22 protein-coding genes are annotated in these 26,825 nt (G+C 63.5%); 4 read left to right on the forward strand and 18 right to left on the reverse strand.

Features of this window, described 5'->3' with window-relative positions:
• Nucleotides 1–60 precede the first annotated feature (60 nt).
• Both grxD and DCO48_RS14905 read right to left on the reverse strand, forming a co-directional pair.
• A complete protein-coding gene (grxD, locus tag DCO48_RS14900) occupies nucleotides 61–396 on the reverse strand; it encodes a Grx4 family monothiol glutaredoxin (protein ID WP_116551382.1) in 336 nt (111 codons plus the stop codon).
• 92 nt (nucleotides 397–488) lie between these two features.
• Complete coding sequence (locus tag DCO48_RS14905) at nucleotides 489–2,597, reverse strand: molybdopterin oxidoreductase family protein (RefSeq protein ID WP_116551383.1); 2,109 nt, start codon at nucleotides 2,595–2,597, stop codon at nucleotides 489–491.
• A gap of 383 nt (nucleotides 2,598–2,980) precedes the next feature.
• Here DCO48_RS14905 and argF point away from each other — a divergent pair, with 383 nt between their 5' ends.
• Entirely contained in the window at nucleotides 2,981–3,901 is a 921-nt protein-coding gene (gene argF / locus DCO48_RS14910; RefSeq protein ID WP_116551384.1) for an ornithine carbamoyltransferase, read from the forward strand.
• Nucleotides 3,898–5,007, forward strand: a complete 1,110-nt coding sequence (locus tag DCO48_RS14915) for an ABC transporter ATP-binding protein (protein WP_116551385.1) — start codon at nucleotides 3,898–3,900, stop codon at nucleotides 5,005–5,007. The genes argF and DCO48_RS14915 overlap by 4 nt, the downstream gene beginning before the upstream one ends.
• Before the next feature lie 53 nt (nucleotides 5,008–5,060).
• Here the strand turns inward: DCO48_RS14915 and ybaK are convergent, their stop codons facing one another.
• Nucleotides 5,061–5,531 carry a Cys-tRNA(Pro) deacylase gene (ybaK, locus tag DCO48_RS14920; protein ID WP_116551386.1) on the reverse strand — a complete coding sequence of 157 codons (471 nt, stop codon included), beginning with the start codon at nucleotides 5,529–5,531 and terminating at the stop codon, nucleotides 5,061–5,063.
• 326 nt (nucleotides 5,532–5,857) lie between these two features.
• On the opposite strand from ybaK, the gene DCO48_RS14925 reads away from it, so the two are divergent.
• Complete coding sequence (locus DCO48_RS14925; protein ID WP_116551387.1) at nucleotides 5,858–6,709, forward strand: MIP/aquaporin family protein; 852 nt, start codon at nucleotides 5,858–5,860, stop codon at nucleotides 6,707–6,709.
• A 65-nt stretch (nucleotides 6,710–6,774) separates the two neighbouring features.
• A complete protein-coding gene (gene glpK, locus DCO48_RS14930) occupies nucleotides 6,775–8,274 on the forward strand; it encodes a glycerol kinase GlpK (protein WP_116551388.1) in 1,500 nt (499 codons plus the stop codon).
• A gap of 109 nt (nucleotides 8,275–8,383) precedes the next feature.
• Here the strand turns inward: glpK and DCO48_RS14935 are convergent, their stop codons facing one another.
• The 15 genes from DCO48_RS14935 to tssE form a co-directional block, all read right to left on the reverse strand.
• Nucleotides 8,384–9,334 (reverse strand): sulfotransferase family protein, encoded by a 951-nt coding sequence (locus DCO48_RS14935; RefSeq protein WP_116551389.1) that lies wholly within the window; start codon nucleotides 9,332–9,334, stop codon nucleotides 8,384–8,386.
• On the reverse strand, nucleotides 9,322–10,146 hold the full coding sequence (locus tag DCO48_RS14940) for an aspartyl/asparaginyl beta-hydroxylase domain-containing protein (RefSeq protein WP_116551390.1): 825 nt from the start codon (nucleotides 10,144–10,146) through the stop codon (nucleotides 9,322–9,324). Before DCO48_RS14940 ends, DCO48_RS14935 begins: the two co-directional genes overlap by 13 nt.
• 82 nt (nucleotides 10,147–10,228) lie before the next feature.
• Nucleotides 10,229–11,167, reverse strand: a complete 939-nt coding sequence (locus DCO48_RS14945) for a serine/threonine-protein kinase (protein ID WP_116551391.1) — start codon at nucleotides 11,165–11,167, stop codon at nucleotides 10,229–10,231.
• On the reverse strand, nucleotides 11,164–11,883 hold the full coding sequence (locus DCO48_RS14950) for a PP2C family serine/threonine-protein phosphatase (RefSeq protein WP_116551392.1): 720 nt from the start codon (nucleotides 11,881–11,883) through the stop codon (nucleotides 11,164–11,166). The genes DCO48_RS14945 and DCO48_RS14950 overlap by 4 nt, the downstream gene beginning before the upstream one ends.
• Nucleotides 11,883–15,365, reverse strand: coding sequence for a type VI secretion system membrane subunit TssM (tssM, locus tag DCO48_RS14955; protein WP_116551393.1), 3,483 nt, complete (start codon nucleotides 15,363–15,365; stop codon nucleotides 11,883–11,885). Before tssM ends, DCO48_RS14950 begins: the two co-directional genes overlap by 1 nt.
• A 15-nt stretch (nucleotides 15,366–15,380) precedes the next feature.
• Nucleotides 15,381–16,250, reverse strand: coding sequence for a type IVB secretion system protein IcmH/DotU (icmH, locus tag DCO48_RS14960; protein WP_116551394.1), 870 nt, complete (start codon nucleotides 16,248–16,250; stop codon nucleotides 15,381–15,383).
• 1 nt (nucleotide 16,251) lies between these two features.
• Nucleotides 16,252–17,586 carry a type VI secretion system baseplate subunit TssK gene (tssK, locus tag DCO48_RS14965; protein WP_116551395.1) on the reverse strand — a complete coding sequence of 445 codons (1,335 nt, stop codon included), beginning with the start codon at nucleotides 17,584–17,586 and terminating at the stop codon, nucleotides 16,252–16,254.
• Entirely contained in the window at nucleotides 17,583–18,074 is a 492-nt protein-coding gene (gene tssJ, locus DCO48_RS14970; protein ID WP_116551396.1) for a type VI secretion system lipoprotein TssJ, read from the reverse strand. The genes tssK and tssJ overlap by 4 nt, the downstream gene beginning before the upstream one ends.
• Nucleotides 18,075–18,079: 5 nt before the next feature.
• Nucleotides 18,080–19,279, reverse strand: a complete 1,200-nt coding sequence (tagH, locus tag DCO48_RS14975) for a type VI secretion system-associated FHA domain protein TagH (RefSeq protein WP_116551397.1) — start codon at nucleotides 19,277–19,279, stop codon at nucleotides 18,080–18,082.
• Nucleotides 19,270–19,440, reverse strand: a complete 171-nt coding sequence (locus DCO48_RS14980; protein ID WP_116551462.1) for a type VI secretion protein — start codon at nucleotides 19,438–19,440, stop codon at nucleotides 19,270–19,272. The genes tagH and DCO48_RS14980 overlap by 10 nt, the downstream gene beginning before the upstream one ends.
• A 41-nt stretch (nucleotides 19,441–19,481) precedes the next feature.
• Nucleotides 19,482–20,996, reverse strand: coding sequence for a sigma-54-dependent Fis family transcriptional regulator (locus tag DCO48_RS14985; protein ID WP_116551398.1), 1,515 nt, complete (start codon nucleotides 20,994–20,996; stop codon nucleotides 19,482–19,484).
• 10 nt (nucleotides 20,997–21,006) lie between these two features.
• Complete coding sequence (tssH, locus tag DCO48_RS14990; RefSeq protein ID WP_165840779.1) at nucleotides 21,007–23,577, reverse strand: type VI secretion system ATPase TssH; 2,571 nt, start codon at nucleotides 23,575–23,577, stop codon at nucleotides 21,007–21,009.
• A 6-nt stretch (nucleotides 23,578–23,583) separates the two neighbouring features.
• The gene (tssG, locus tag DCO48_RS14995; protein ID WP_116551400.1) at nucleotides 23,584–24,591 is read right to left on the reverse strand and encodes a type VI secretion system baseplate subunit TssG; all 1,008 of its coding nucleotides are present in this window, start codon (nucleotides 24,589–24,591) and stop codon (nucleotides 23,584–23,586) included.
• On the reverse strand, nucleotides 24,555–26,339 hold the full coding sequence (gene tssF, locus DCO48_RS15000) for a type VI secretion system baseplate subunit TssF (RefSeq protein ID WP_116551401.1): 1,785 nt from the start codon (nucleotides 26,337–26,339) through the stop codon (nucleotides 24,555–24,557). The genes tssG and tssF overlap by 37 nt, the downstream gene beginning before the upstream one ends.
• Nucleotides 26,340–26,404: 65 nt before the next feature.
• A complete protein-coding gene (gene tssE, locus DCO48_RS15005) occupies nucleotides 26,405–26,824 on the reverse strand; it encodes a type VI secretion system baseplate subunit TssE (protein WP_116551402.1) in 420 nt (139 codons plus the stop codon).
• Nucleotide 26,825 lies beyond the last annotated feature (1 nt).

The following is a 26,825-nucleotide window of genomic DNA, read 5'->3' on the forward strand; positions in this document are numbered from 1 at the left end:
CGGGACGAGCCCGCTCCCACAGTGCTTTTTCTGTAGGAGCGGGCTCATCCCGCGATGCTTTTAGGCTTTGGCAGCTTCTGCCTTGGCAGCAGCATCCTTGATCAGGGTCTGCAGCTCACCGTTTTCGAACATCTCGATCATGATGTCGCTACCGCCGACCAGCTCACCGCCAACCCACAGTTGTGGGAAGGTTGGCCAGTTGGCGTACTTTGGCAGGTTGGCGCGGATTTCCGGGTTTTGCAGGATGTCCACGTAAGCGAATTTCTCGCCGCAACCCATTACAGCTTGTGCTGCCTTGGCCGAAAAACCGCACTGCGGGGCATTCGGCGAGCCTTTCATGTAAAGCAGAATGGTGTTGTTGGCAATCTGCTCTTTGATTGTTTCGATAATATCCATGAAGCACCTCGCGGCTGAACTTTCCGACCTGGTTGTCGGCACGGTGACGCATTGTATCGGAAAGCCGAGCACGACGCTCGGCCTTGCCGATATCAGGCCGCAACCACGTCCACCGGCACCCCATTGAGCGCCGCATTGCCCGACAGCGCATCCAGTTGGCGCTCGTCGGTCAGATCGTTGGCGCTCGCCCCCGGCTGCGCCTGTGCGATGTCCAGCTGCACGCCAGGACGTGCATGGCCAAAGCCGTGCGGCAGGCTGACCACCCCCGGCATCATCTCGGTGCTGGCCTGAACTTCCACCTCGATGCTGCCGACCCGCGACTGCACCCGCACCCGCTGACCGTCCTGCAGGTGGCGCCCAGCCATATCGTCCGGGTGCATCAACAACTGATGGCGCGGCTTGCCCTTCACTAGACGATGGAAGTTGTGCATCCAGGAATTGTTGCTGCGCACATGCCGCCGGCCGATCAGCAGCAGTTGAGCGGCGCTCGGCGGTTGCTGCGCGGCGAAGCGCTGCAGATCGGCAAGAATCTCCGGCGGCGCCGCCTCGACCGCCTGACCGGGGGTTTTCAGGCGCGCGGCCAGATTCGGCTGCAACGGCCCCAGGTCGATGCCATGTGGATAGCGATCCAGGGTGCTGAGCGACAAGTCGAACGCCGAACCTTGGCCATAGCGCCCGGCGCGTAGCCCCATGTCGATCATCTGCGCCGGCGGCAGGGTCGGCTTGAGCGGCTTACCCGAGATGGCTGCAAAGGCCTTGGCCAGCCCGACGAAAATCTCCCAGTCGTGCAATGCGCCATCCGGCTTGGGCAGGATCGCCCGGTTGAAACGGCTGACATTGCGCACGGCGAACAGATTGAAGGTGGTGTCGTAGTGATCGTTCTCCAGCGACGAAGTCGATGGCAGGATCAGGTCGGCGTAGCGCGTGGTCTCGTTGATATACAGGTCAATGCAGAGCATGAACTCCAGCCCTTCCAGCGCCTGTTCCAACTGACGGCCGTTGGGCGTGGACAACACCGGATTGCCGGCCACCGTCACCAGCGCCCGCACCTGACCTTCGCCAGCGGTGAGCATTTCTTCCGCCAGCGCCGCCACCGGCAGTTCGCCACCATACTCCGGCAAGCCGGACACACGACTTTGCCAGGCATTGAAGTGACCGCCGCCGGTGCTGGCCACCAGGTCGATGGCAGGCTCGGTACACAGGACGCCACCGACCCGATCCAGGTTGCCGCTGACCAGGTTGATCAGTTGCACCAGCCAGTGGCAAAGCGTACCGAAGGTCTGGGTGGACAGCCCCATCCGGCCGTAACACACGGCCTTGTCGGCCGCGGCGAAATCCCGCGCCAACTGCCGGATCAATCCAGCGTCGATCCCGCAGAGCAGGCTCATCACTTCGGCAGTGAACGGCTGCAGCGCCTCGCGCACCTCGTCCAGCCCGCGCACCGGCAAATGGCTGCCGCGGGTCAGGCCCTCTTCAAACAGGGTATTGAGCACGCCACACAGCAAGGCCGCATCGCCACCGGGGCGCACGAACAGGTGCTGATCGGCCATGGCTGCGGTTTCGCTGCGCCGGGGGTCGACCACCACCAGCGTGCCGCCACGCGCCTGAATGGCCTTCAGACGTTTCTCCACATCCGGTACGGTCATGATGCTGCCGTTGGAGGCCAGCGGGTTGCCGCCGAGAATCAGCATGAAATCGGTGTTGTCGATGTCCGGGATCGGCAGCAGCAGGCCATGGCCATACATCAGGTAACTGGTCAGGTGCTGCGGCAGTTGGTCGACCGAGGTCGCCGAGAAGCGGTTGCGGGTTTTCAGCAGGCCCAGGAAGTAGTTGCTGTGGGTCATCAGCCCGTAGTTGTGCACGCTCGGATTGCCCTGATACACCGCCACTGCGTTCTGTCCATGGCGCTGCTGGATGGCCCAGAGCTTTTCCCCGGCCAGGGTGAAAGCCTGCTCCCAACTGATCGGCTGCCACTGCTCGCCGATCCGCTGCATGGGGCTGCGCAGGCGATTGGGGTCATTCTGGATGTCCTGCAGCGCCACCGCCTTGGGGCAGATATGCCCGCGGCTGAAACGGTCCTGGGCATCGCCCTTGATCGAGCTGATGCGCGGGCCGCCCTCCTCCTCGCTGGTGACTTCGAGGGTCAGGCCGCAAATGGCCTCGCACAGGTGACAGGCGCGGTGGTGCACGGTCTTGTTCATGGCCGCCTCTTGTTCTGGGTCGCGGTGGGTAAGCCAGCCTCGACTATGGCCCTGGCCTGCGCACATCACCAGAAACGTTCGCCGCGTGAATCGCCCGGCATCACTCGGACGATGGTTCCAGAACGCTGCCTTTCATTGCCAAGCGAACAACCGGCAGTGTAAAAAGATCCGTGGTTGCCCATAAAAAATAAGCCAACCAATGGTTTGCAACACATTCGGCAGCGTCCGATTTGCACGCCCCTCTTGGTAAGACGCGACATTTAATTATAGTATTGCGCCTTCCCCTATTTCGTCGCCCCGTGCGGCTTACGCCGCAGGTCACTCCCGTTTTTTCTGAAAACCGGCTTTTGAACCTGCGGTCTGTTGCAAAAAGGTAGTCAATGATGAGCGCTAGGCACTTTCTCTCCCTGATGGATTTCACCGCCGAAGAGCTGGTCAGTGTGATCCGCCGAGGGATCGAGCTGAAAGACCTGCGTAACCGCGGCGTACTCTTCGAGCCGCTGAAAAACCGCGTGCTGGGGATGATCTTCGAAAAATCCTCGACCCGCACCCGACTGTCGTTCGAAGCCGGCATGATCCAGCTAGGCGGCCAGGCCATCTTCCTCTCGCCGCGCGACACCCAACTGGGCCGTGGCGAGCCGATCGGCGACTGCGCCATCGTCATGTCGCGCATGCTCGATGCGGTGATGATCCGTACCTTTGCCCACAGCACCCTGACCGAATTTGCCGCCAATTCGCGGGTACCGGTAATCAACGGCCTGTCCGACGACCTGCACCCGTGCCAGCTGCTGGCCGACATGCAGACCTTCCTCGAACACCGTGGCAACATCCAGGGCAAGACCGTGGCCTGGGTCGGCGACGGCAACAACATGTGCAACAGCTATATAGAAGCTGCCAGCCAGTTCGATTTCCAGCTGCGCATCGCCTGCCCCGAGGGCTACGAACCGAACGCCACGTTCCTGGCCAAGGCTGGCGACCGTGTGCACGTAGTGCGTGACCCGAAAGAAGCCGTGCGCGATGCCCACCTGGTGAGCACCGATGTCTGGACTTCCATGGGTCAGGAGGAGGAAACTGCCCGGCGTCTGGCGCAGTTTGCGCCGTACCAGGTCACTCGCGAACTGCTCGACCTGGCGGCACCCGATGCCCTGTTCATGCACTGCCTGCCCGCCCACCGTGGCGAGGAAATCAGCCTGGACCTGCTCGACGACCCCCGCTCGGTCGCCTGGGACCAGGCCGAAAACCGCTTGCATGCACAGAAGGCGCTTCTCGAATTTCTTGTTGAACCGGCCTATCACCACGCATGAGTCAACCTCTACTGCTCAACCTGCGCAACCTCGCCTGCGGCTATGGCGAGGCGCGTATCGTCCAGAACCTCAACCTGCACCTCAATGCCGGCGACATCGGTTGTCTACTGGGCTCCTCGGGGTGTGGCAAAACCACCACCCTGCGCGCCATTGCCGGCTTCGAGCCGGTGCATGAAGGGGAAATTTCCCTCGCGGGCGAGGTCATCTCCAAGGCCGGCTTCACCCTGGCGCCGGAGAAACGTCGGATCGGCATGGTGTTTCAGGACTACGCCCTGTTCCCACACCTGACCGTCGCCGAAAACATCGCATTCGGCATCGGCAAGCACCCGCAGCAGCGCCAGGTGGTCGAGGAAATGCTCGAACTGGTCAAGCTCGGTGGCCTGGGCGGGCGCTATCCGCACGAATTGTCCGGTGGTCAGCAACAGCGTGTGGCCCTCGCCCGCGCGCTGGCGCCGGAACCACAACTGCTGCTGCTCGACGAGCCGTTCTCGAACCTCGACGTCGAACTGCGTCGGCGCCTCAGCCATGAAGTCCGCGACATTCTGAAAAGCCGCGGCACCAGCGCGATTCTGGTCACCCATGACCAGGAGGAAGCGTTTGCCGTCAGCGACCATGTCGGTGTATTCAAGGAAGGCCGACTGGAGCAGTGGGATACCCCATACAACCTCTACCACGAGCCATTCACGCCGTTCGTGGCGAGCTTCATCGGCCAGGGCTACTTCATTCGCGGGCAGATGCTCAGCCCGGAATCGGTGCAGACCGAGCTTGGCGAGCTGCGCGGTAACCGAGCTTACACGCTGCCAGCAGGCAGCGCAGTGGACGTACTGCTGCGTCCGGACGATATCATCCATGCGCCACACAGCGCGCTGAAGGCCACAATCGTCGGCAAGAGCTTCCTCGGTGCCTCGACCCTGTATCGCCTGCAACTGCCAACCAGCAGCCAGCTGGAAGCGATTTTCCCGAGCCATGTCGACCATCAGGTCGGTAGCGAAGTGGGCATCGAAGTGGCCGCCGATCACCTGGTGCTGTTCGCGGTACCCGGTACGGTGGCGGCGCAATTGCACCCGCTAGACAACGGCGTACGACGCTACAGCTCGACGCTCTGAGCCTGCCGTTGCCCCCTGTAGGCGCCGGCCGGTTCCTACAGGGTTGATTGCCGTTACTCGCGCCCGATCATGGCAAATTTGGCCTGGGTGTGCTCGGCCAAGACTGCCGCCGACAGCTCCACCTCCAGACCTCGCCGCCCGGCGCTGACATAAATAGTCTCGAAGGGCTGCGCCGTCTCGTCGACAAATGTGCGCAAGCGCTTTTTCTGCCCCAGCGGGCTGATGCCGCCGAGCAAATACCCAGTGGAGCGCTGCGCCGCCGCCGGGTCGGCCATCTCGCACTTCTTTACCCCTGCCGCCTGAGCCAGCGCCTTCAGGTCCAGACTGCCCACCACCGGGACCACCGCCACCAGCAACTCGCCCTTCTCGCTGGCTGCGAGCAGGGTCTTGAACACCCGATTCGGTGCCAGACCAAGTTTTTCGGCAGCTTCCAGGCCATACGAAGCGGCCTTGGGGTCATGTTCGTAACTGTGGATGCGATGTTCGGCGCGAACCTTTTTCAACAAATCCAGGGCGGGGGTCATGCGGGACTCCAGGCAAGGGGCTCTACAGGTTTTCGCTGGTTACTGTAGGGCAAATTAGCGCAGGCAACCACTCGTCCACCCGCGTCGCAAACGCTCACGGCCGCGCCTCTGTAGGCGTCATCAGCCAAACCAATAGTCAGAATGTGAATGATGGTTCACTTTCGACCTTTGACATAAGCGTTTCTTGTCTATATTTTTTCGATTCTGAATACAGGAAGTGCACCGATACGGTGCATTTCTACCACTGCCCGACCGAAATGGGGATTTCGGCCGGGTTTTTGTCGAGCGCTCACAGCGCCTCACAACAACAAAAACCGAGGTAACGAATGACGACCGCTGTGCAACAACCGACGCTATCCAGCCAATGTCTGGCCGAGTTTTTCGGCACCGCGCTGCTGATCTTTTTTGGTACCGGCTGCGTTGCTGCCCTCAAGGTCGCGGGCGCCAGCTTTGGCTTGTGGGAAATCAGCATCATCTGGGGCGTCGGCGTGAGCATGGCAATCTACCTCACCGCGGGCATTTCCGGCGCACACCTGAACCCGGCCGTGAGCATTGCCCTGAGCCTGTTCGCCGGTTTCGAAAAGCACAAACTGCCGTTCTATATCGTTGCCCAGATCGCTGGCGCCTTCTGCGGCGCAGCGTTGGTCTACGCGCTCTATAGCACCCTGTTCTTCGATTACGAACAGGCGCATGCCATGGTCCGCGGCAGCCAGGCCAGCCTGGAGCTGGCTTCGGTATTCTCCACCTATCCGCACCCGGCCCTGTCCACCGGCCAAGCGTTCCTGGTCGAGGTGATCATCACCGCTATCCTGATGGCCGTGATCATGGCCATCACCGACGACAACAACGGCCTGCCACGCGGCGCCATGGCGCCCCTGTTGATCGGTCTGCTGATCGCCGTCATCGGCAGCGCCATGGGCCCGCTGACCGGCTTCGCGATGAACCCGGCGCGTGACCTGGGGCCGAAGATCATGACCTTCCTCGCCGGCTGGGGCGATATTGCCTTTACCGGTGGCCGAGATATTCCCTATTTCCTGATTCCGATCTTTGCGCCGATCATAGGGGCATCCCTCGGCGCTGCGCTTTATCGCGGCGTGTTTGCCCGCAGCCTGCCTCAGGCGGCTGCTGCAGTCACCGCAACCGACGACACAGCTCAGGGCAAAACCCAGGCATCCTGAGGCCGCTACGGCGAGCCGCGCTCGCCCAGCCCTGACCTCCACTTATTACGTGCAAGGCCAACGACATGACAGACACCCAGAACAAGAACTACATCATTGCCCTGGACCAGGGCACGACCAGTTCGCGGGCCATCATTTTCGACCGTGACGCCAACGTGGTGGGTACTTCCCAGCGCGAATTCGCACAACACTATCCGCAAGCCGGCTGGGTCGAGCACGACCCGATGGAGATCTTCGCCACCCAGAGCGCGACCATGGTCGAAGCCCTGGCCCAGGCTGGTCTGAGCCACAACCAGGTGGCCGCCATCGGCATCACCAACCAGCGTGAAACCACGGTGGTGTGGGACAAGGAAACCGGTCGCCCGGTGTACAACGCCATCGTCTGGCAGTGCCGCCGCAGCACCGAGATCTGCGAACAGCTCAAGCGTGACGGCCTGCAGGACTACATCCGCGACACCACCGGCCTGGTGACCGACCCGTACTTCTCCGGCACCAAACTCAAATGGATCCTCGACAACGTCGAAGGCGCCCGCGAGCGCGCCGAACGCGGTGAGCTGCTGTTCGGGACCGTCGATACCTGGCTGATCTGGAAGTTCTCCGGCGGCAAGGTGCATGTCACCGACTACACCAACGCCTCGCGCACCATGCTCTTCAACATCCACACGCTGGCGTGGGACGAGAAGATGCTCGATGTGCTGAACATTCCGAAGCAGATGCTGCCGCAGGTGCGTTCATCGTCCGAAGTGTATGGCCATACCAAGAGCGGCATCGCCATTGCCGGTATTGCCGGCGACCAGCAGGCCGCCCTGTTCGGCCAGATGTGCGTGGAGCCAGGCGAAGCGAAAAACACCTATGGCACCGGTTGCTTCCTGCTGATGAACACCGGCGACAAAGCGGTGAAATCCTCCCATGGCCTGCTCACCACCATCGCCTGCGGCCCGCGTGGCGAAGTGGCTTACGCGCTGGAAGGTGCGGTGTTCAACGGTGGTTCTACCGTGCAATGGCTGCGTGACGAACTGAAGATCATCAACGACGCCCACGACACCGAATACTTTGCCAGCAAGGTCAAGGACAGCAACGGCGTGTACCTGGTACCGGCATTCACTGGCCTCGGCGCACCGTACTGGGACCCGTATGCCCGCGGTGCGTTGTTCGGCCTGACCCGTGGGGTCAAGGTCGATCACATCATCCGTGCCGCGCTGGAGTCGATTGCCTTCCAGACCCGCGACGTGCTGGACGCCATGCAGCAGGATTGCGGCGAGCGCCTGAGCGCGCTGCGCGTCGATGGTGGTGCGGTGGCCAACAACTTCCTGATGCAGTTCCAGGCCGACATTCTCGGTACCTGTGTCGAGCGTCCACAGATGCGCGAAACCACTGCATTGGGCGCGGCCTACCTCGCTGGCCTGGCCTGCGGTTTCTGGAGTGGGCTGGACGAGCTGCGCGGTAAGGCGATCATCGAGCGCGAGTTCACCCCGCAGCTGGAAGAAGCGCAGAAAGAGAAGCTGTATGCCGGCTGGCTGAAAGCGGTGGATCGTACCCGTGACTGGGAACCGCACGAGGAATAAGCGCGCATTCCTGTGGGAGCCGGCGTTGCCGGCGATGGGGCCAAGGTGGCCCTGATCGCTGGCAACGCCAGTTTGCCACCGCAGTGGCTCGCAGTGTTCCTGTCAGCGTTCAGACCTGACGCAACCGCTCCCGCTCCAGCCCGGCATAAGCCTCCAGCGCCCAATAGCCAATCCGTTCGCGCAACAGCGCCGACGCTTCCCGACGCTTATCCTGACTGTCCGGCACAAAGGCCTGCTCCGGTGACTTGGCATGCTGGCCGACAGCGCCCAGCGCCAGCTCGACCTCCTCCGCTGCCAGTCTGAAAAACGTCGCCAGACGCCCGCTCATCGCCCCTGGCAACTCGCTGTAGTTGACCAGCAGCACTGGCTCGACCGCGCACTGCTCCAGCCCTCCGGTCAACAGCTCGCCAATACGCCGCGCCACATCGTCCTCACGTCCGCTGAACGGCTGCGATCCCTCCAGTCGCGCGACTCCGAGCTGGCCCGGAATCATCTGCAGGCCTGCACGACGCAAATGCGACACGGCAATCTCCAGCGGCTCGCGGTACAAGTACAGCCACGGTACCTGCGGGAAATAGCTGCGCAGCAAGGGCCGCTCGAAGATATTCCAGGCATCCAGCTTGATCACCAGGGCCCGCTCCGAGCCGCTGCGAACCTGACCGTAGGCCGAGAGCAGCCCGGCGATGGCCGCCCGCCGCTCGGCATCCGGCAAATCGCAGCGCAGCAGTGTGTCGAGCGCCGGCGGCTCGGAAATCACCACATGACTGTCGAGCCGCGCCAGCATCTGGCTGATCAGCGTCGAGCCACAGCGCGAGGCGTGATAGACGAACGCCGCTGGCGCCACACCGGGGCTCTGCCGTTGCCACTCGCTCAACGCCGCGAGCGGCGTCTCACGGCGAAAAGCCTGGTTGAACGGCAGGCGCAAGGCGTCGTCCACCGCATCGCGAAAGAACGGCTGCGACAGGCGTTGCGTGCCGAACCAGCACCAGTCCACCCACCACCGGCCGTCTCGCTGAAAAACGCTGATCGGCAACCAGCCGTGCAAATTCAGACCTTCCATTGATCACTCCAGCGCTGCCGGCCCTGGCGCATGGCCGCGAGCACCTGTTGACGGTCTAATAGCAGCTCCTGGGCGGCAGCCAGGGCCAGGGTGCGATCGATAAACTGTTCCACATCGGTCAATGCCTGAAGCTCCCAGCAGGCCAGCGGCGAAGCGCTCAGCCAGCGCCGAAACTCGGCCAGCGCCCGTGCTCTGCGGCCCTCGCCGGTCGCCGGGGTCGTCGCCAGGCCAGCGGCTACGGCGTCCAGCAACCAGGGCGTCGGCCGACAGTCGAGCACCAGATGGATACGTGGCAGTTGATCATGGTTGTCGACGCTGTGCGGCCTCTCCAGGTCAAGAAACCAGCATTCGCCGGCCCGCATCGGGATGCGTTGCCCCTCGAGCATGAAGTCGACCTGCTCAGGGCTGAGCAAGGGAATGTGCAAGCGCAGATCGGCATCCGGCCCGCCGAGATCGTAGTCGCGGTGTTCATGAATCTGTGCCCCAGGCCCCAGACGCAGCAGCCGGGCACTGCGGATCGCCAGTGGCAGATGGCCCAGCCCCTGCTGCCAGCGGCTGTCGTTCAACCATGCCGGGCGCTGGACGGCCGGCCCAGTACCGGGCGCGAGCTCGCTACTCGCATCGGCCGGAGCGATCAGTGCCACCCCGCTCCAGTCACCGTTGAAATAGTGCTGATTGAAGTGCGGCTGCCACTGCGCCGGCTCGATCGCAGCCAGGGCCGCCAGCAGTGGCGGCAGGTCGACCTGAGCATTCAGCCGGGCGCACAGGGGTCGGCTACTGTAACCCGTCGGCTCGATACCTGATGACTCCATACCCGCAACCTCCGTGATGACCGACAAGATCGCGCCAGTCTACGGTAGCACCAACGACCGTCAAGCACATTGCCATCACGGCTCACCGTGCCGCGCACCGACTGCCGTACCGGCGAAAACAACCCGGCAGCCAGCTTGAAGTGCTGTTGGCCAAGGTTTCGCGCAAGCCATCAATCTCGATGCGGCGTGCCTCCGGGTTTAGCGCCAGTGCCGAGCGCAGCGCTGGCCAGCAGCTGGCCGGCAACTGCACAGGACGCAGTAGATGAGGGGCTGCTGGCTGCTCGCGAATCTGCGTGGCATTTAGGTAGCGAAGTGGATGCTTACCGCCTGCCAACTCGTAGATCACGCAGGCCGCGGCATAGAGATCGGTGGCCTGCGATAATCCCGCCCCCTCGAACAACTCCGGCGCAGCATAGCCTGGCGTCCAGGCATTGAAGCGGCTACGGCTCAGGCGCGGAAGATCGGCAAACTCACCGGCGCAGGGCTGGCTCAGGCCGAAATCGAACAGGTGCACGTACTGTTCCCCGAGGAGCAGGTTGCCGGGTTTGAGGTCGCCATGCACCACCCCTTGCCGATGCGCATGTCCCACGGCATCCAGCAAAGCCAGCGCGATACCGCGCCCACGTGTCCAGGCCAGTCCTTGCGGGTGTTCGCAGAGCAGGCGATCCAGCGGCATGCCACGCAGCAGTTCCATGGTGAAATAGGCCTGGCGAAAGCGCGTATCCACTTCAAAACTGAACGCGCGAACAATATTGCGGTGCTGCAAGTGCCGGGTCAGGGCAAACTCACCGTAGAGCAAGGCGGCGGCATCCGGACAGTCGGCAACATCTTCGCGCAACAGCTTGAGCGCGACGTAAGGTGCCGGGTCGCCGAACTGTTCCAACAACAGGTCACGGGCGCGGTAGACCATCCCCATACCACCAGCGCCCAACAGCCCCTCCAGGCGATAGCGGCCACTGAGCACATCGGGAATCCCCCCCGCCGAACGAATCGCCAGGTCGGCCGCCATCCACTCGTTCATGTGCGGATTACCACCGCGGTCAGGTTGTCGGCGGCGCGGCCGTGCAGCGCCTTGTCGAACAGATGCTCAAGGGCCCGGGCGGGGGCATGCTGGTCCAGCGCCGCCCCCAGTACCGGCTCGCTGAGCGGCTGGTATAAACCATCGCTGCACAACAGAAAGACATCGCCGCGCGCCACCTCCAGCTCAAGGATTTCCAGCTTGAGCGTCGCGCTGGCACCCAACGCGCGGGTCAAGGCATGAGCCGAGGGATGCTGACGCGCCTGCTCGCCACTCAACTGCTGTTCGTCGATCAGTTGCTGGCGCAACGAGTGATCGCGCGACAGCAGGAACAAGCGCCCCTGCCGCCACAGGTAGCACCGGCTGTCGCCGGCCCAGATGCACGCAGCCCGCTTGTCCTCCAGGAGCAAGGCCACCACCGTGCTACCCATGATATTGTCGGCGCGCTCGGCAACCACCGTCAGCTCTTGCGTCAGCCGCCGGTTCAACCAGTGCAGGCACTGGCGCACCTGGCGCAGTTGATCGTCGAACGACCCAGCCAGGGTCAGGGCGTCCAGCCCGGCCACCACCATCTGGCTAGCCAGGTCGCCGGCCTGATGCCCACCCATGCCATCGGCAACCACCCACAGACCACGCTCTGGACAGTCGAGGAAGGCGTCTTCGTTGCGTGTTCGCACCTTGCCCCGATCGGTACGCCCGGCACTGCGCACGGCGGCCATCAAAGCGTCGCCGGCAGGCGGAAGCCACGCACCGCGCTCAGGTCGAACGGGTTCGGCGAGCGCTGGCTGAACACCAGGTAATTAGCCTGCATACCGCCCACCCGGGCCTTGATCATCAGCACATCGCGCCCCGTCTGGTACTCGGTCTGCATCAGGTCGAACAGGCGGAACAGCGACCAGGCGCCGCTGTTCTTCTCGATCCCCAGGGCCTTGCCGCCCTGCTCTTGCAGTACCAGGCTGGTGCGGCCGTCCTCTGCACTGGTCGGCCAGGTGAAGGCCATCGGCGTGATCGGCCCATGACGATAGACCATCTGCTGGTTACCCAAACGGAACTCGGCGCGGCTGACGCCAGGGTCGAGGGTGTAGGGTTCAAGCTTGAACTGCACCTGCGGCTCGTTGGGATTTTCGGCAAAGAAGCTGCGGCGGATGGTCTGGGCGTTGCTCATCTGTTCGAGGAAGCTGCGGGACAGCGGCAGGCTGCGCCCGTCCACGCTGCGCAAGCGGTAATGCCCGGCCTCGCCGCTGACAAATGGCTTGAGGTAGCTGTCGAAGAAGCGCTCGGCCAGGCCCTGCGCCTTGAAGAACTCGCGAAAATCGTTGAGCGCGACATCGCTGCCGCTGTGTGCGAAGAACGGATAGCGCTGTTTCAACGCCTTGTCGTAGAAACTGTACAGCTCGGTCTGGTACTGCTGATTGAGGAACCGATAGCCGTCGAACAACACCAGCATCCAGGCGTCCTCGGCCAAGCCGCTAAGCCAGGCGCTGACTGGCCGCGGCAGACGCCCGGCCGCCACGCGCAAGCTACTCAGCGCATCGCGCTGGCCAGCCATGCGCTGCTTCGCCAGTTCATAGGCCGCCTGTTCCGGTTGGCTCGCGCGGCTCAGGGCAGCCAACTGCAACTGTACGTCGTTGAGCGCCTGCAAGGCCGGAACAAGATCGGCCGCCGGGCCATTGTTATCGTCAAGCAGTCGATGCAACGGTTCGAAGCGCCGCTCCAGGGATTTACGCGCGGTGTCCGGGAGCTTGCTCGACAGTGCCTTGCCCGCCGTCGCCGCCGCTTTGCCGGCGTTGGCCAGCGTCGCAGCAACCTGTTCGGCGACCGCTGGCAGCGCCGCGCTATCGGCGTTCAACGGGAAGCGGGTGTTCTCGCGAACCTCTACCAGCAATTGCAGCAGCGGCGAGTTGGCCGCGGTCAGGCCGAGGATCCTGTCGGCGCCATCCTGTGCATCGGCAAATGCTGGCAAGCCGAGCCGATTGAGCGCCTCGCTCCAGTGGTTGGCGTAATCGGCGAAGTACAGCTGCTCCAGCTCGACCAACAACCGGCGCATGTCCAGGCCGCTCAGGCTGCTGCCTTCACCCAGCACCCAGTTGTCCTGGAGGATGTCGCGCACCAGGCTCAGGCCCTGGGTAATGAAGTAGTGCTGGTAGCCTTTCTGGGTGTAGAAACCTGGGATCAGGTAATCGCTGCCTTCGAACAGCGCACCACGGGCGCCCAACTGCTGACTGAGGCGATAGTCAGGCAACCCGCGGGCCTGCTCGCGCAGTACCCGATAGACCACGGTCGCCAGCGACTCGCGGCGCAGCACCTTGCGCGCCTGAGCCACTAATACGTCGTTCAACGGATAGCTGAACGGCTGCTGCAGAAGCCGTCCGAAGTGCTCGTTGAGGCCGCTTTGCACGGCCGTGTTGCCCGCATGTCGCCGCGACCAGTCGGCCGCCATCCACTCCCTGAGCACAGCAGGGTCGCGTCGATCCGGCAGGCCAAGCATCAGGTACGCGCGCAGGGCGCCGAGTAGCTGTTCGCGGCTGCCGAGGCTCACGCGAATCTGGGCCTCCAGCCCCTGCGCAACCCTGGGTAACAGCGCCTGTGCCAGCGTACGCTGGTAGGCCTGCAGCAACCGCGGATTGCTCGACGCGCCTTGATACAGACCGGCGCGCTCGATCAGCGCAGCATCGCCCGTGGCCGGGAACACTTGGGTCGCCGCATAGCGGCTGGCGAGCAGCGGCAACAAGGCGGCATCGTCGTGAGTCGTCAGCGCGGCCTGCTGCCGGCTTGACTGCTCGGCCAGCTCACGCAGTGTTTCCAGGCTGCGTTCATTGGCCAGAAAGCTGTTGGCCCACGCCACGCCGAACAGACCGAGGCAGGCCAGCGCAGCGGCGAACAGCCCACGCTGCCGCCAGTTGATACGCCGGGTCTCACGCGTGTCCAGGCCGGCCAACTCAGCTTCGGGAAAAATCACCCGGGCGAACAGGTTGTAGATAAAGCGCGAACGCCGCCCGGCGGTGAACGTCGACGGGCTCAGCGGGGTGCCGTTGTCGACCGGCGCGTCACGCTGCGCGGTACTGGTGAAATAGAAACCACGCAACTGGCTGGCGCGCTGATAGCGGTTGCCGGTAAAGGCACTGTCCACCAACTGCGCAAGATTGCCGCCAAGGCGCGCAAACTGGATCGGGAAATCGAGGATCAGGCCACGCCGCTGGGTGTCGCGATCCTGTTGCAGGCGAGTGATCACCTGCGCGTTCAGGCGCGCAACCAGTTCGTCGAACTGCTGATTCAGCACGTCGATATCCGAGCCGCATTGCGCGCGGGTAAAGCTGGTGCCGAGCACTTGCTCGCACTCCTCCCGCGACAGCGAGTCGAAGTAGGTATCGAAGCCCGGCACACAGTCGGCCTTGGTCAACAGCAGATACACCGGCACATCCATGTGCAGGTGCCGGTGCACCTCCTGCAAGCGCTCGCGGATCAACTGACCCAAGGTTTCCATACCCTTGAGGTCAGTGCGCTGCAGGTGCGAAACCGGCACAGCCACCAGCACACCATTGAGCGGCCGGGCGCGTCGACGCGAGCGCAACAGCGTGAGTAACGTTGCCCAGGCGCTGCCATCAACCGGCGCATTACCCTGCTCCAGGAAGCGGCCAGCCGTGTCGATCAGCACCCCATACTCCCCGAAGTACCAGTCGCACTCCGCGCTGCCGCTGTCGTCGCGCCCGAGCTTGCGCTCAAGCTTGTTCAGTGGAAAATCCAGGCCGGAGTGCTCAAGCAGGCTGGTTTTGCCGGCGCCCTGCGGACCGATCAGCAGATACCAGGGCAAGTCGCTGCGCCAGCGCTCGCTGTGGCCGCCATAAAGGCTGCTGGTTCTGAGAATACCCAGCGCTTCCTTGAAGCGCTTGCGCAGGCTGGCTTGCGCTTCGCTGATGTCCACCTGTCGGGCCCGTAGCAACGGGCTTTCGCCGCTATTCGCGGCATCCTGGCGGCGCCGGTTACGGCGCCAGCGGGCAAACACCCGGCTCAGGCCCCACAGCAGAAACAGCACGCCGATACTCACCAGACGGGCGCTGACACTTGCCCAGAAGCGCTGATCGTCCACCGCCAGCAGCGGCCCAAAACACCACACCAGCAGCGCGCCGAGCAGTACCAGCAGCAAGCTCCACAACCAGCTCTGGCGCAACACCCCCCAACACTTAATAAAGAAGTTTTTCATCACACGTCCCTGAGATTACGGATGGGGCTGAAGCACGCTGGACGCGAGCGGTTGATACAGCTGCAACACCGTTTCGCGCTTCTCGCCCAGCACGAAGGCAAAACCGGAAAACATCACCACCAGGCAGGTTGCCGAGATGGCCGCCAGCAACCAGCCAGGCACGATGCGCACCACCCCTTGGCGTGGCGCGCGCAAGCCTTCCCACTGGGGCGAGAGTTCCCGTGGAATATCGCCGCGGACATGGCGGATCTGCCGATAGAGGCTGTCGCGAACGTTGTTCAGCTCGATCATTCCGCGCGCCTGCAAGCGGTATTTGCCCTCGAAGCCAAGGCACAGGCAGATGAACATCAGTTCCATGGTGGCCAGGTTCCTGATCGGGTCACGCCCGGCCAGGTCGACCAGTTCGAAGAATTTTTCGCCCCCGGAGGATTCTTCATGCAGCTCATTCAGCAGGCCGTGGTCCGACCAGCGACTGTCATTGCCCCAGGGGGTGGTGACCACCGTTTCATCGGTGACCGTACAGAGCAGATAACGCGCAGTGCGGATCTCCAGCTCGCTCAGCCCGGCGTAGCGGGTCTGGTCGACAAAGTACTGGAGATGCGCCTTCAACGTATCCCGCAAGGTGTCGATCTTCGGTAGCTCAACCTCGGTCTTGACCCGCACCAGCAGCGAAAACAGCGGTGCCGCCGCACTCAGCAACGGGTTTATGCCAATGTTGAAGCGCTCCAGCGGCGCGCAGTTGGCCGCATAGACCATGCGTTGTTCCAACTCCTCATAACGCGGCGCGTGGGCAGCATCGGTCAACGTTTCCTGGCGCGGACGCTCGCCGTGCGCATTGACCAGGATGGTCTTTTCGTCCATCGCCAAGTGCATGTCCTTGCTCATCTCATGCCTTCCTGATGGCCCAGAATTTCAATTCGAGTTCCACAAGTTCACCAGAAACGTGGAAGGCGAAACCGGCCGTGCGCTCCATCTGGGCAAGGTCATCGGCGCTGAAATCGAGGGCGAAGTAGGTTTTGTCCGAATGGAACGGTATCTGCCGTGGCGCCACCGGCAACGGTCGCAGCTTGATACCCGGCAGGTGCAGGTTGACCAGGTCGCGAATCTGCTCGGCCGAACCTACCTTGAGGTGCACCGGCAGGCGCTTGCGCAGGTCTTCGGGGCTGCACGCGGCGCTGGCAGCGAGCACGAACGTGGCCTCCGTCAACAGGCTGCGATCGTTCAGCTTGGCCACCTGGACGCCAAAGTTGCGTCCCTCCAACGGCAGCTCGATGGCATGCTGTTCCAGCACCAGCGACAACACGTGGCGAATAGCGCCCATCAGCTGGCGAAAGCTCGCCCCCTGGTTGTTGTGCTGGTATTGGCTGTCGCTTCGCGGGCGTTTGCTCTCGCTGCCGAAGGTCGACAGCTCGCCAAGCATGCCCAGCAAAGCGCGATAGAGCTCCTCGGGGTGGACCTGCGGCAAGTCCATGAAATGCCGCAATACCACGCTGGTACGGTTGATCAACTGCAGCATGAGGAAGTCGCCGACTTCGGCCCCGCCGACCTTGCCGTTCGACTGGATACGCTCGGCCAACGCCTCGCCGCGATTGTCGAGCAAGGTGATCACCTCCTTCAGGCAGGCCTGCAGATAGGGCGAGGCATGCACATGAATGAAGCTTGGGACGAAATTCGCATCCAAGCTGACGGCAGCGTCCGGCGAGGTATCGAGGATGTCGCAGAGCTTGAGTTTCACGTAGGCCTGATCGTTCTGCTGCTCGCCCAGCAACAGCCGGAAGTCCAGGCGCGCACAGCTGATCTGGCTAGTGGAATCGTCGCCGGCATTGGAATCACTCACCTCGGTGTCGAATACTGTGTAGCGCGTCAGCACATCGGGCTGGCTGCTGCGTCGCGCCTCGACATGGTTGCCGGTGACCAGCGGTAGCGCGAGAAACACCGGTGTGTTGGCGGTATTGGGAGGCACATCCAGCGCCAGCGGCTCGCTGCTGCCATCGAGGCTGAACAGGCTGCCGTCGGGCAGCACCCCCGAGGCGCGGCTGACCACCAGCTTGCCCATGCTAAGGAAGTGCAGGTCGATTTCCAGGTTGAGGAAGCCCCACTGGTAACGCCCCAGTAGTTGCGTGCGGGCCTTGAGTTGATCGTCGTAATAGCGGTCGTTGTGCTGAAAGTGCTGCGGGCGCAGCAGCATGCCTTCCTGCCAGATGACCTTGTGCGACTTCATCGTCCGTTACCTTGCCGGGCAAGTGTCTCGACGACGCTGCGAATACCGTCCCGTTCGAGTTTCAGCGTGGCCCGGTTCAGCGCCTGTTCACGCACTGGAATCACATAGCGCCACTGGGTTTCGGGTAGATCCCGGTAGGCCGCGAGCACCGCCACATAACGGCTGCCACGGGTCAGGCTGAGCTTCAGTTGGCGGGTCTCCCCCGGGCGCAGTTCAAGTTCCTCACGGGCCACCAGGTCGTCGCCAAGGCTGTCCTGGGCGCGCTCATACAGGCTGAAGAAATCACTGTTCTCGAACGCCACCGGGTGCTTGAGCGCCATCAACTGCAACACGATGGGCGAAGGTCGGTCATTGAGGTCCGGGTTGAGTTGGTCGCTGGCGTCGAGCGTGAGGTTCAGCTTGGTCAGCGAGGAGTACGGCGAGAGTGCCGAACAGCCGGCCAGCCATAGCAGGGTCAACAGGCTGGCGACGATCTTGAAGCGGGTCATGTGGGTCATCCTTGATGAGCGGTGTGCAACGTGGCGATCAGGCGGACCTGTTCGTCGTAGGCCTGAGCAAAATCGCGCGCCAACAACCGCGCGCTGAACTCATCGTCCTGCAGCAAGGCCCGGTGATACCGGCCATAGGCGCGCCAGCGTTTGCCGGCCGTTGCGAGCAGCGGCCGGTCACCGGCCCGCTCGAAGCGCAGTACCAGTTGCTGCGGCGAGAACTGTTCGAGGGTGGCGCGCAACGTCGTGCGGCAGGCCGAGAGCAAGGCCACCTGGTGGGCCTGGACATCGTGAAAGGCGCGGGCGATGTACTGCTGGCCGTTGACCTGACCGGCAACATCGGGCCGCAACAGCAACGCCAGCGCCTTGCTACTGCCGGCACTCGACCGCAGCGGATCGCGACTGTCGAGTCGTGTACCGGTACGCACCAGCTGCAGTTCGTCTTTCAGGTCGCTGCGGGTGCGCAAGCATTGCTGCAAATCGCCGATGCTTTGCGCCAGCAACTGCGCGGCCTTGATCGCCAGGGCTTCGCGCTCGTCGCTCGCCAGCGCACTCAGGTCGACCCCCAGCGCCGCACCGAATTGCGTCCAGAACACCGCCGATCGCGCGCTCTCGTCCGGCATTGACTCGACCGCTAGCGCCGGCACCGATGAGGCAGGCGCCACCAGCTCGGGCAGCGGCAGGTGCTCGACGTCGATACGCGCATAGTCGGCGCATCGGTGGGCCTCCAGCGCAGGCTGATGCAATGCCGCCAGACCGTCGTCCACAGTAGACGCCTGAACGTGCGGATCGGGCGCGAGCAGCGGATTGAGCAGATAGATATCGTCGGGAATGACCGTGCCCTTCGACAGTGGCAGGCCGCTACGCGCGTCAGCGGCGGCGTGCGGCTCACGCAGCCGCGCGAGAATCTCGAAACTGCTCATGCGAAACCGTGCCCCCGACTCGATACGAAACGCCTGTTGCTCGGGTAATTGCGCACCGGTCGCCGTGAAGGTGCCGTTGCGGCTGGTATCGGTCAGGTAGAACGCCCCCTGCCTGAAGCTGATGCTGGCGTGACGGTTGGACAGGTGCTTGCTGGCATCCGGGATACTCCAGTCGCAGTCGGCGGCGCGGCCGATCACCCCACCGCGCACGTCGAAGACATGCGTGCTGGCATGCAGCGGGACCGTCTGACAGGTGCTCTGGATCTCGAGGACTAATTCCATGACGACGGTACTCCTGACAGTGACTGGCCGCGGTTGAGCGACTGCGGATCACCCAACGGCCGGTATTCGTGGTCGCTGAACCGGTAGTTGCCCGAGCACGCGCTCAAGCCAGCCAGCAAGGTGAGTAACAGCAAGGCGCGAGCCCAGGGTCGAACAGGCATCGGAGGGGTCTCCATGAGGAACGTTGAAAAACGGAAGGCATTCATTCCTGCAACTCACTCAGGTCGACGTTCAGCCGCCCCAGGCGGTACAGCAAGGTGCGCCGTGGCAGGCCCAGTTCGCGGGCCGAGAGGGTCTGATTGCCGCCGTTGCGGCGCAGGCAACTGAGCAGGTAGGCGCGTTCGACCCGCCCCAGGTAATCACGCAGGTACGCGCTGCCGTCCTCGGCATCGCTGGCGCGTTCGTCGCCGTAATGGAAGTGCCCAGCCAGCAGTTCGGAACCTTCACACAGCAGCACCGCCCGCTCGACCATGCCCTTGAGCTCGCGCACGTTGCCGGGGAAGGCATGCCCAGCCAGCCGGCCGAGGGCCGCCGGCGACCAGCCCAGCGGCTCACGGCCAAGGAACGCGCAGGCCTTGTCGGAGAAATGCCGGGCCAGCGCCAGCACATCGGCGCCGCGCTGGCGCAGCGCCGGTAGCTCGATGGGAAATTGCGCCAGGCGGTAATAGAGGTCTTCGCGGAACGTGCCCTGGGCAACCATGGCGGCCAAATCGCGGTGAGTGGCGGCAATGATGCGCACGTCGATGCTGTGGGTGTCGGTGCTGCCCAACGGGCGAATCTCACCCTCCTGCAACACGCGCAACAATTTGGCTTGCAGCGACAACGGCATGTCACCAATTTCGTCGAGCAATAGCGTGCCGCCCTGGGCAGCATCGAACAGCCCCTGGCGATCGCGGTCGGCGCCGGTAAAGGCACCTTTGCGGTAGCCGAACAGCTCACTTTCGAGCAGGTCCTCGGGGAATGCCGCGCAGTTCTGCACGATGAACTTCTTCGAACGCCGTGGGCCATATTCGTGCAACGCCCGCGCCACGACCTCCTTGCCGGTGCCGGTCTCGCCGGTTAACAGAATGGTGTAGGGGCTGTGCAGCACCTTGCCAATCAACTGGTACATGCTGCGCATCGGCGTACTGGTACCGATCAGGCCGTAACCATTCGCCACGGGCAACGCGGCTGCCGGGGCCGGTCGGCCGGGCTGAACCTTGCGCAACAGCGCCGCCTGCGCCATGACCGATGCCCCGAGCAAACGCAGTGACTCGGCGTAGCCGTGCAACTCAACCCGCCGCGGGCTCGCACACACCAGCAGCCCTTCGACCACGCCCGCCTCTGCCGTCAACGGAATACACAGCAAGGCACGCCACGCCGCCGCACATTGGGGCAGAAACCCGCTCTGGTAAACGCCCTCATCCAGCGTATCGAGGCACATCACCTGGTTCTGGCAGAGGCTGAACTGAAGGATCTGCTCGCCGTGATAATCAGCCGCCAGTCCAGCACGCTGCGGCACCTGCAGGGTACCGTGCAGGCATTCGGCACTCAGTGCCAATTGACTGTGGCCGGCATCCAGCAGGTACACCTGGGCCACTTCGCTGTCGCTGAGCCGCGCCGCCAGCAGCGCAAACTCGCCGAGCAACCGGCTTGGCGTAGCGAACTGCGCCAGCCCGGCGATAGCCTGCAGCAACTGCTCGGCATAGGCCAACGGCTGCGCCAGGTGAGCAAACATCCGCCCTCCGTCAGGCGAACTCACAGATCACCTCTTGAGCACCGTCGAGCGTGGCATGCACCTGTTTGAGCACCTTGCCCGCTGCCATCGCGTCGAGCAGGCGGTCGGCGATCAGCGGCAACAGGTGGCGGTCGAGCAACTGCTCGATCAATCGCGCACCGCTGTCGCCTTGGTTGCAGCGCTCGGCCAGCTGTTGCACCAGCGCATCGCTGTAACTGAACGCCAGTTGCCGGGCCTTCAGCCGCTGGCCCAGCCGCTCCAGCTTGATCTGCACCAGTTCACGCAACACCGGGCCACTGACCGGGTAGTACGGCAGCACCTTCATTCGCGCCAGCAGCGCCGGCTTGAAGTGGCGGCTGAGCGCTGGCCGGATGGCGTCCTCAAGCGCGGCGGCACTCGGCGACGGGTCGCCCTTGCACAGTGCAACGATCTGTTCGCTGGCCAGGTTGGAGGTCATCAGGATCAGCGTGTTGCGAAAGTCGATTTCGCGCCCCTCGCCGTCGTTGGCCACGCCCTTGTCGAAGATCTGGTAGAACAGGTTGAGCACGTCGGGGTCGGCTTTCTCCACTTCGTCGAGGAGTACCACCGAGTACGGTTTCTGCCGCACCGCCTCGGTCAGCATGCCGCCTTCGCCATAGCCAACGTAGCCCGGCGGCGCACCGATCAGGCGCGAGACACTGTGCTTCTCCTGGAACTCGGACATGTTGAGGGTGGTGACGAAGCGTTCGCCGCCGTACAACAGATCGGCCAGGGCCAGCGCGGTCTCGGTTTTGCCGACGCCAGTAGGACCAACCAGCAGGAACACTCCGACCGGAGCATCCGGCATGTTCAAGCCGGCAGCGGCGGCCCGCATAGCCCGATCCAGCGCCTGAACGGCTTGCTCCTGGCCACGAATGCGCTGGCGCAGGTCGCTGGCAAAGCTGGCGACTTTAGCGTTGTGCTCGCGGGCCAACTGACTCAACGGTACCCCGGTCCAGGCGCTGATCACCTCGGCGACCAAGCGCGGGCAGACCTCGAAGCTGACCAACCGTTGTTCGGCCTGGGCGCGCTTGAGTGCCTCGCAGGTTTCATGTAACTGCCCACCGAGGCGGTCGCCCTCCATCGGCGCCACAGCCAATCGCTGGCGCAGATCGAGCACGCGCTCAGCCAGGGTCTTCTGCACGGCCCAACGGGCTTCCAGCTCGGACTGCGCCAATACGGCCTGCCCAAGCCGCCGCTCCAGCGCCTGCAGGGCGTCTTGATCGATCGGCAGCCCCGCCTCGGTATCCCGGCGCAACGCCTGCCGTTGCCGCTCACCCTCGACCCACTCGCCACGCAGCCGCTGCAACTGCTCGGGGACGGCCGCCAGGCTGATATGCACACGGGCACAGGCCGTATCGAGCACATCCACCGCCTTGTCCGGCAATTGCCGCCCGGCCAGGTAGCGCGCCGACAGCTCGGCAGCCGCCACTACCGCGTCGTCACGCAGGTAGACACCATGGCTGCGCTCGTAGACTGGCGCCAGCCCGCGCAGGATGGTCACCGCCTCACTCACTGTCGGCTCATGCAACTGCACCGGCTGGAAGCGCCGGGCCAGCGCCGGATCCTTCTCGAAGTATTTCTTGTATTCGGCCCAGGTGGTCGCGGCGATGGTTCGCAGTTCGCCGCGGGCCAGGGCCGGCTTGAGCAGGTTGGCCGCATCGCCGCCACCGGCCTGGCCACCAGCGCCGATCAGGGTATGTGCCTCATCGATGAACAGGATGATCGGCTTGGGCGAGGCGTTGACCTCTTCGATCAGCCCCTTGAGCCGTCGTTCGAACTCACCCTTGACGCTGGCACCGGCCTGCAACAGGCCCATGTCCAGGGTCAGCAACTCGACGCCCTGAAGCACCTGCGGCACTTCACCGGTGGCGATGCGCAGGGCCAGTCCTTCAACGATGGCGGTTTTGCCCACGCCCGCCTCGCCCACCACAATCGGGTTGTTTTTGCGCCGCCGGGCCAGGATATCGATCATTTGTCGAATGGCCCCATCGCGGCATAACACCGGATCAAGGCTGCCAGCGCGGGCCTGGCCGGTCAGGTTATGGCAGAACGTCGCCAGCAACGATTCGCCCTGCCGGGTCTCGAACGGGCTGCCCGGCACCGCCTGCCGGGCCAGGGCAAACTCGCGCAGACGATCACCGTCGAGCCGGCTCAGCAGCGCCTGGTAGTGGCTGCCGGCATAGCGCAGCGGGTTTCGCAACAGGGCCAGAATCAACGCCGCCTGCTCGACATGAGGCTGGCCCAGTTCCAGGTTCGCCAGCAGCAGCGCATCCTGCAGCCACTGCACCAGCTCAGGTGCGAACACCGGGTTACGCGAAGCACTGTGCTCGGGTCGCGCTTGCAGCGCCGTGGCCAGTTCGGCGAACTCGACCCCCGCCTCCTGCAACGCTTTGGCGAGCACCCCGTCGGGCCGCTCCAGCAAGGCCAGCAGCAGGTCCTCGACCAGGACTCGACTGCCACCACGGGCCACACAACGCTGGGCCGAACCCTCCAGATCGCGTCGTGTATCGGCGTCCAGCGCCTTGATCAGTTGCTGCAGGTCTACGTTGATCATATTCAGGGGTCCTCAATGAATTCGGCTGCCAAGGGTCACCACACCATCGGCGCGCTCGTGGCCCAGCCAGCTGGTCCAGCCCAGGCGACAGACGTTGTGCTGGCCAATGCACAGCGCGCGGATATCGGTGTGTTGCAAGACCAGGCGCAGGTCGTAGTCGAGCGGGTCGCGCAGGGTGAAGCGCACCAGCGCACAGAGCGGTTGATAGCCCGCGCCGATGGGCAGGAACTCGTGAAAACGCTCCCAGGTCAGTTGGCGGATATGAATGCGGAACGTGGCGCCACGATCACGCACGCGCTCGCCGAGCACCGTGTTCTCGCCCAGTTGGCAGTTGGCGAGCCCGAGGCGGTTACGTTCCTCCTGAAGAATCTCGACGCGGCGCTCGGTGCATTGTTCGATGGTCAGTTCTTCGTGCTTGAAGTAGTAACGCAGCACCGACTCGATCAACGCCGCCGAATGCGCGCGCAAACTGAGCAGCCCCAAGTACGGCAGCAAGCGTTTCCAGTTCAGGTCGGTGGCCCGGCGAATCTCTTCGCCTCCCAGGCCCACCAGCGCAAACAGCTGCGCCGAGAACGGGTCGGCGGCCCCGGTTTCGAAGCGCGCGTTGTAGCGATACTTGCGCCAGATCGGCAGCATCAGTCGCTGCAGACGATGGTGAAACAGGTCGAGAAATTGCCGGGTCGGGTTGCCGTCTTGACTGTCGCCCAGGGCCTGTTCGCCATAGAACGCCGGCAGCGGCGAACTCGACCCGACCAGGCCAATCACGTTGAAGCGCAGCCGCGCACGCAACTCGCCACGCTCGTGAAAGAACTGCACGCGGTCCACATCGCTGCCGGGAAAACCCAGGCTCGGGTTGGCCTCGAACTCCACCTGCTCATAGAGCGCTTCCGGGCTCAGGCACGGGTAGGCCGCGCGCAACCGGTCCATCACCAGCAGCACGGCCTGGAACAGCGAATACTCACGGATTACCCGGGTCAGCCCATTCAAAGCAGCGGCTGCAGGCCCATGCGTGGTGTCCATTGGTACACCTCTCCCTGTGTGCTTTTGACTTTCAGTTCGTGGAACGAATTGAGGCTGGCGTAAAGCGCGAAGAACTCGTTGAGTACCGAGGCGAACACGAACAGGTCACCCTCGCCGATATAGCCTTGCGGGTTGATCGTCAGTTCAGTGCGCACCCCGCGCAGCGGCAGGCCCTTGTGCAGGCGGTCGATATGCTCGTGGCGAATCGACTGGAGCCCTCCCAGCAGGCGCTTGCTGACCCTCTCGGCATGCTGGTCGTAGTAGCGCGGCAAGTCGTAGGTTTCGAGGATCACCTTCAGCGCGTCGACGTTGGCCAGCGAGAGGTAGTTCAGCGACATGTTGCTGATCAGCTTCCAGAGGAAGTTGCGGTTGACCGGCGGCGCGTAGCTGGGAGTAGCGGGGATGATGTTGCGAAAAGCCATTTCGCTGGGCGTACCGTCAGCCCCCAAGCAGATGTCGCCTGTGCCCAGCCGTAGCGGCAGGTTCTGGTTGGTGCAGATCAGCTCGGTGGAAAGGGTCTCCGGCACTTCCACCTCGCGGGCGCCAAAGCTCAGGTAGGTATCCATACCTTCGTGGAGCAACGAGCTGCGCTGACGAACGCTGTAATGCGGGCTGGCATCGGGCACGTCGAAACTGGCGTCGTGCTCGAACGACTCGAAGGGCACATAGCCGCGGTAGCCGACATTGTCGATCCAGCCGGTCACCGAACTAATGGAGAAGACTCCGCAGTCCTTCAGCGCGTAGCCGGAGGGCAACAACAGGTAGTCGTCTTGCTTGCCGTCCAGGCGAATGGGTAACCCGTCATGCTTGAACAGGTTGACGATGGGTGTGCAGTGCAGCTTGAGGTTGTCCAGGCTCGGCCGCAGGCGCTGGATACCGCTGTTGCGGATGGTGAAGCGCAACTCCACGCCGCGTACCTGCTTTTGCAAGGTAGCGGGGATGCCCTTGAGCACCTCCAGCCCATGCACGTCGACAAACAGGAACTTGTCCTGAAAGGCGAAGTATTCCTGTAGGTAGCGGTAGCCGCGGAAGGTGTTGAGCGGATAGGGAATCAATGCCTCCTCTTCGGCAAAGCCCACCGGGGTGACCTGGTCTGCCCGCAGCCTGTAGGCCAGGTGCTGGCCCGGGGCATCGGCGAACGGCTGGCCTTGCGCGTCCAGCGGCACTACCTCGATACCTTCCAGATTGCGCAGCAGGCACAGGTAGAGGATCTGGCTGATGTAACGCTCGCCACACAGGTGCAGCCGCAAACGTTCGAGCTGCAGCTCGCCGAGAAAGCCCTGGCTGCTTACCTCGCTGCGCAACGCCAGCACTGCACCGTCACCTTTGACGGCGTAGTTCAGTGCAGTCAGTTTCAGCGGTAGCACCTCGGTGTCGTAGCAGGTACGAAAGCGACAACGCACACCGTCGACCGGCGTGCTTTCGACCGCCGTCTCCCGCGGAACGAGCCGCGCCGGGCCAACCTCCTTCAACGGGTCGAATTGCAGGATGCTGAAGGAAGGCAGTGGCCGCATATAGTTGGGCCACAGCAGGTGCATCAGCGAGTGCGTGAGCTCGGGTAATTCATCGTCGAGCTTCTGCCGCAAGCGGCCGGTGAGAAAGGCAAAGCCTTCCAGCAAGCGCTCGACATCCGGGTCCCGCCCGCTCTGCCCAAGAAAGGGCGCCAGAGCAGGACTACGCTCGGCGAAACGTTGGCCCAGTTGGCGCAGTGCGGTGAGCTCGCTTTGGTAGTAGTGGTTAAAGGACACGGATGGTTACCTTTGAACAGGCCGGGGTTCTGAAAAAATGATGCGGCTGGCGAGCGCGGGACGCTTCATGGCCGCGCCGGGCGAACCTGCACATTGCCGCTGCCATCCAGGCGAGCACTGAAGCTCACCTGACGCCTGCTACCCGCCACCTCCAGCACCCCGGCGATGGCAAACGCCAGTTTCAGCGGATCGTTGGGCTCTGACCGGGAAACAACCTGCACGCTGCTGAGACGCGGCTCATAAGCCTCGATGAAACGACAGATCGAATCACGCGCCTGGTTCAGCGAGTCGTGAAGGCTCAGGCGCATGTCGTTGAGATCGGGCAAGCCGTAGTCGGGCAACGTTTGCACGCTGCCCGCGCGAGTGCTGAGCATCTTTGCCAGATGGGCGGCAAGCGACTCCATAACACTGTCCTCACGCTGCTGACCCGCACGCTTCGCGGCGTCGCCGTTGAGCCGCTCGAACAAACTGCCGTAACCGATCATG

The sequence above is a fragment of the Pseudomonas sp. SDI genome (assembly GCF_003105155.1).
In the GTDB taxonomy this organism is placed as follows: domain Bacteria; phylum Pseudomonadota; class Gammaproteobacteria; order Pseudomonadales; family Pseudomonadaceae; genus Aquipseudomonas.

Bases quoted from the DNA above. Each gene is read 5' to 3' on its own strand.
- DCO48_RS14925 (WP_116551387.1), top strand. From the start codon at position 5,858: ATGACGACCGCTGTGCAACAACCGACGCTATCCAGCCAATGTCTGGCC.
- DCO48_RS14950 (WP_116551392.1), bottom strand. From the start codon at position 11,883: ATGGCCGCCGTGCGCAGTGCCGGGCGTACCGATCGGGGCAAGGTGCGA.
- DCO48_RS14905 (WP_116551383.1), bottom strand. From the start codon at position 2,597: ATGAACAAGACCGTGCACCACCGCGCCTGTCACCTGTGCGAGGCCATT.
- icmH (WP_116551394.1), bottom strand. From the start codon at position 16,250: ATGAGCAAGGACATGCACTTGGCGATGGACGAAAAGACCATCCTGGTC.
- DCO48_RS14985 (WP_116551398.1), bottom strand. From the start codon at position 20,996: ATGTTTGCTCACCTGGCGCAGCCGTTGGCCTATGCCGAGCAGTTGCTG.
- tssJ (WP_116551396.1), bottom strand. From the start codon at position 18,074: ATGACCCGCTTCAAGATCGTCGCCAGCCTGTTGACCCTGCTATGGCTG.
- tagH (WP_116551397.1), bottom strand. From the start codon at position 19,279: ATGGAATTAGTCCTCGAGATCCAGAGCACCTGTCAGACGGTCCCGCTG.
- tssM (WP_116551393.1), bottom strand. From the start codon at position 15,365: ATGAAAAACTTCTTTATTAAGTGTTGGGGGGTGTTGCGCCAGAGCTGG.
- tssG (WP_116551400.1), bottom strand. From the start codon at position 24,591: ATGGACACCACGCATGGGCCTGCAGCCGCTGCTTTGAATGGGCTGACC.
- tssE (WP_116551402.1), bottom strand. From the start codon at position 26,824: ATGATCGGTTACGGCAGTTTGTTCGAGCGGCTCAACGGCGACGCCGCG.
- DCO48_RS14915 (WP_116551385.1), top strand. From the start codon at position 3,898: ATGAGTCAACCTCTACTGCTCAACCTGCGCAACCTCGCCTGCGGCTAT.
- DCO48_RS14945 (WP_116551391.1), bottom strand. From the start codon at position 11,167: ATGAACGAGTGGATGGCGGCCGACCTGGCGATTCGTTCGGCGGGGGGG.
- grxD (WP_116551382.1), bottom strand. From the start codon at position 396: ATGGATATTATCGAAACAATCAAAGAGCAGATTGCCAACAACACCATT.
- DCO48_RS14935 (WP_116551389.1), bottom strand. From the start codon at position 9,334: ATGGAAGGTCTGAATTTGCACGGCTGGTTGCCGATCAGCGTTTTTCAG.
- tssK (WP_116551395.1), bottom strand. From the start codon at position 17,586: ATGAAGTCGCACAAGGTCATCTGGCAGGAAGGCATGCTGCTGCGCCCG.
- glpK (WP_116551388.1), top strand. From the start codon at position 6,775: ATGACAGACACCCAGAACAAGAACTACATCATTGCCCTGGACCAGGGC.
- argF (WP_116551384.1), top strand. From the start codon at position 2,981: ATGAGCGCTAGGCACTTTCTCTCCCTGATGGATTTCACCGCCGAAGAG.
- ybaK (WP_116551386.1), bottom strand. From the start codon at position 5,531: ATGACCCCCGCCCTGGATTTGTTGAAAAAGGTTCGCGCCGAACATCGC.
- DCO48_RS14980 (WP_116551462.1), bottom strand. From the start codon at position 19,440: ATGCCTGTTCGACCCTGGGCTCGCGCCTTGCTGTTACTCACCTTGCTG.
- DCO48_RS14940 (WP_116551390.1), bottom strand. From the start codon at position 10,146: ATGGAGTCATCAGGTATCGAGCCGACGGGTTACAGTAGCCGACCCCTG.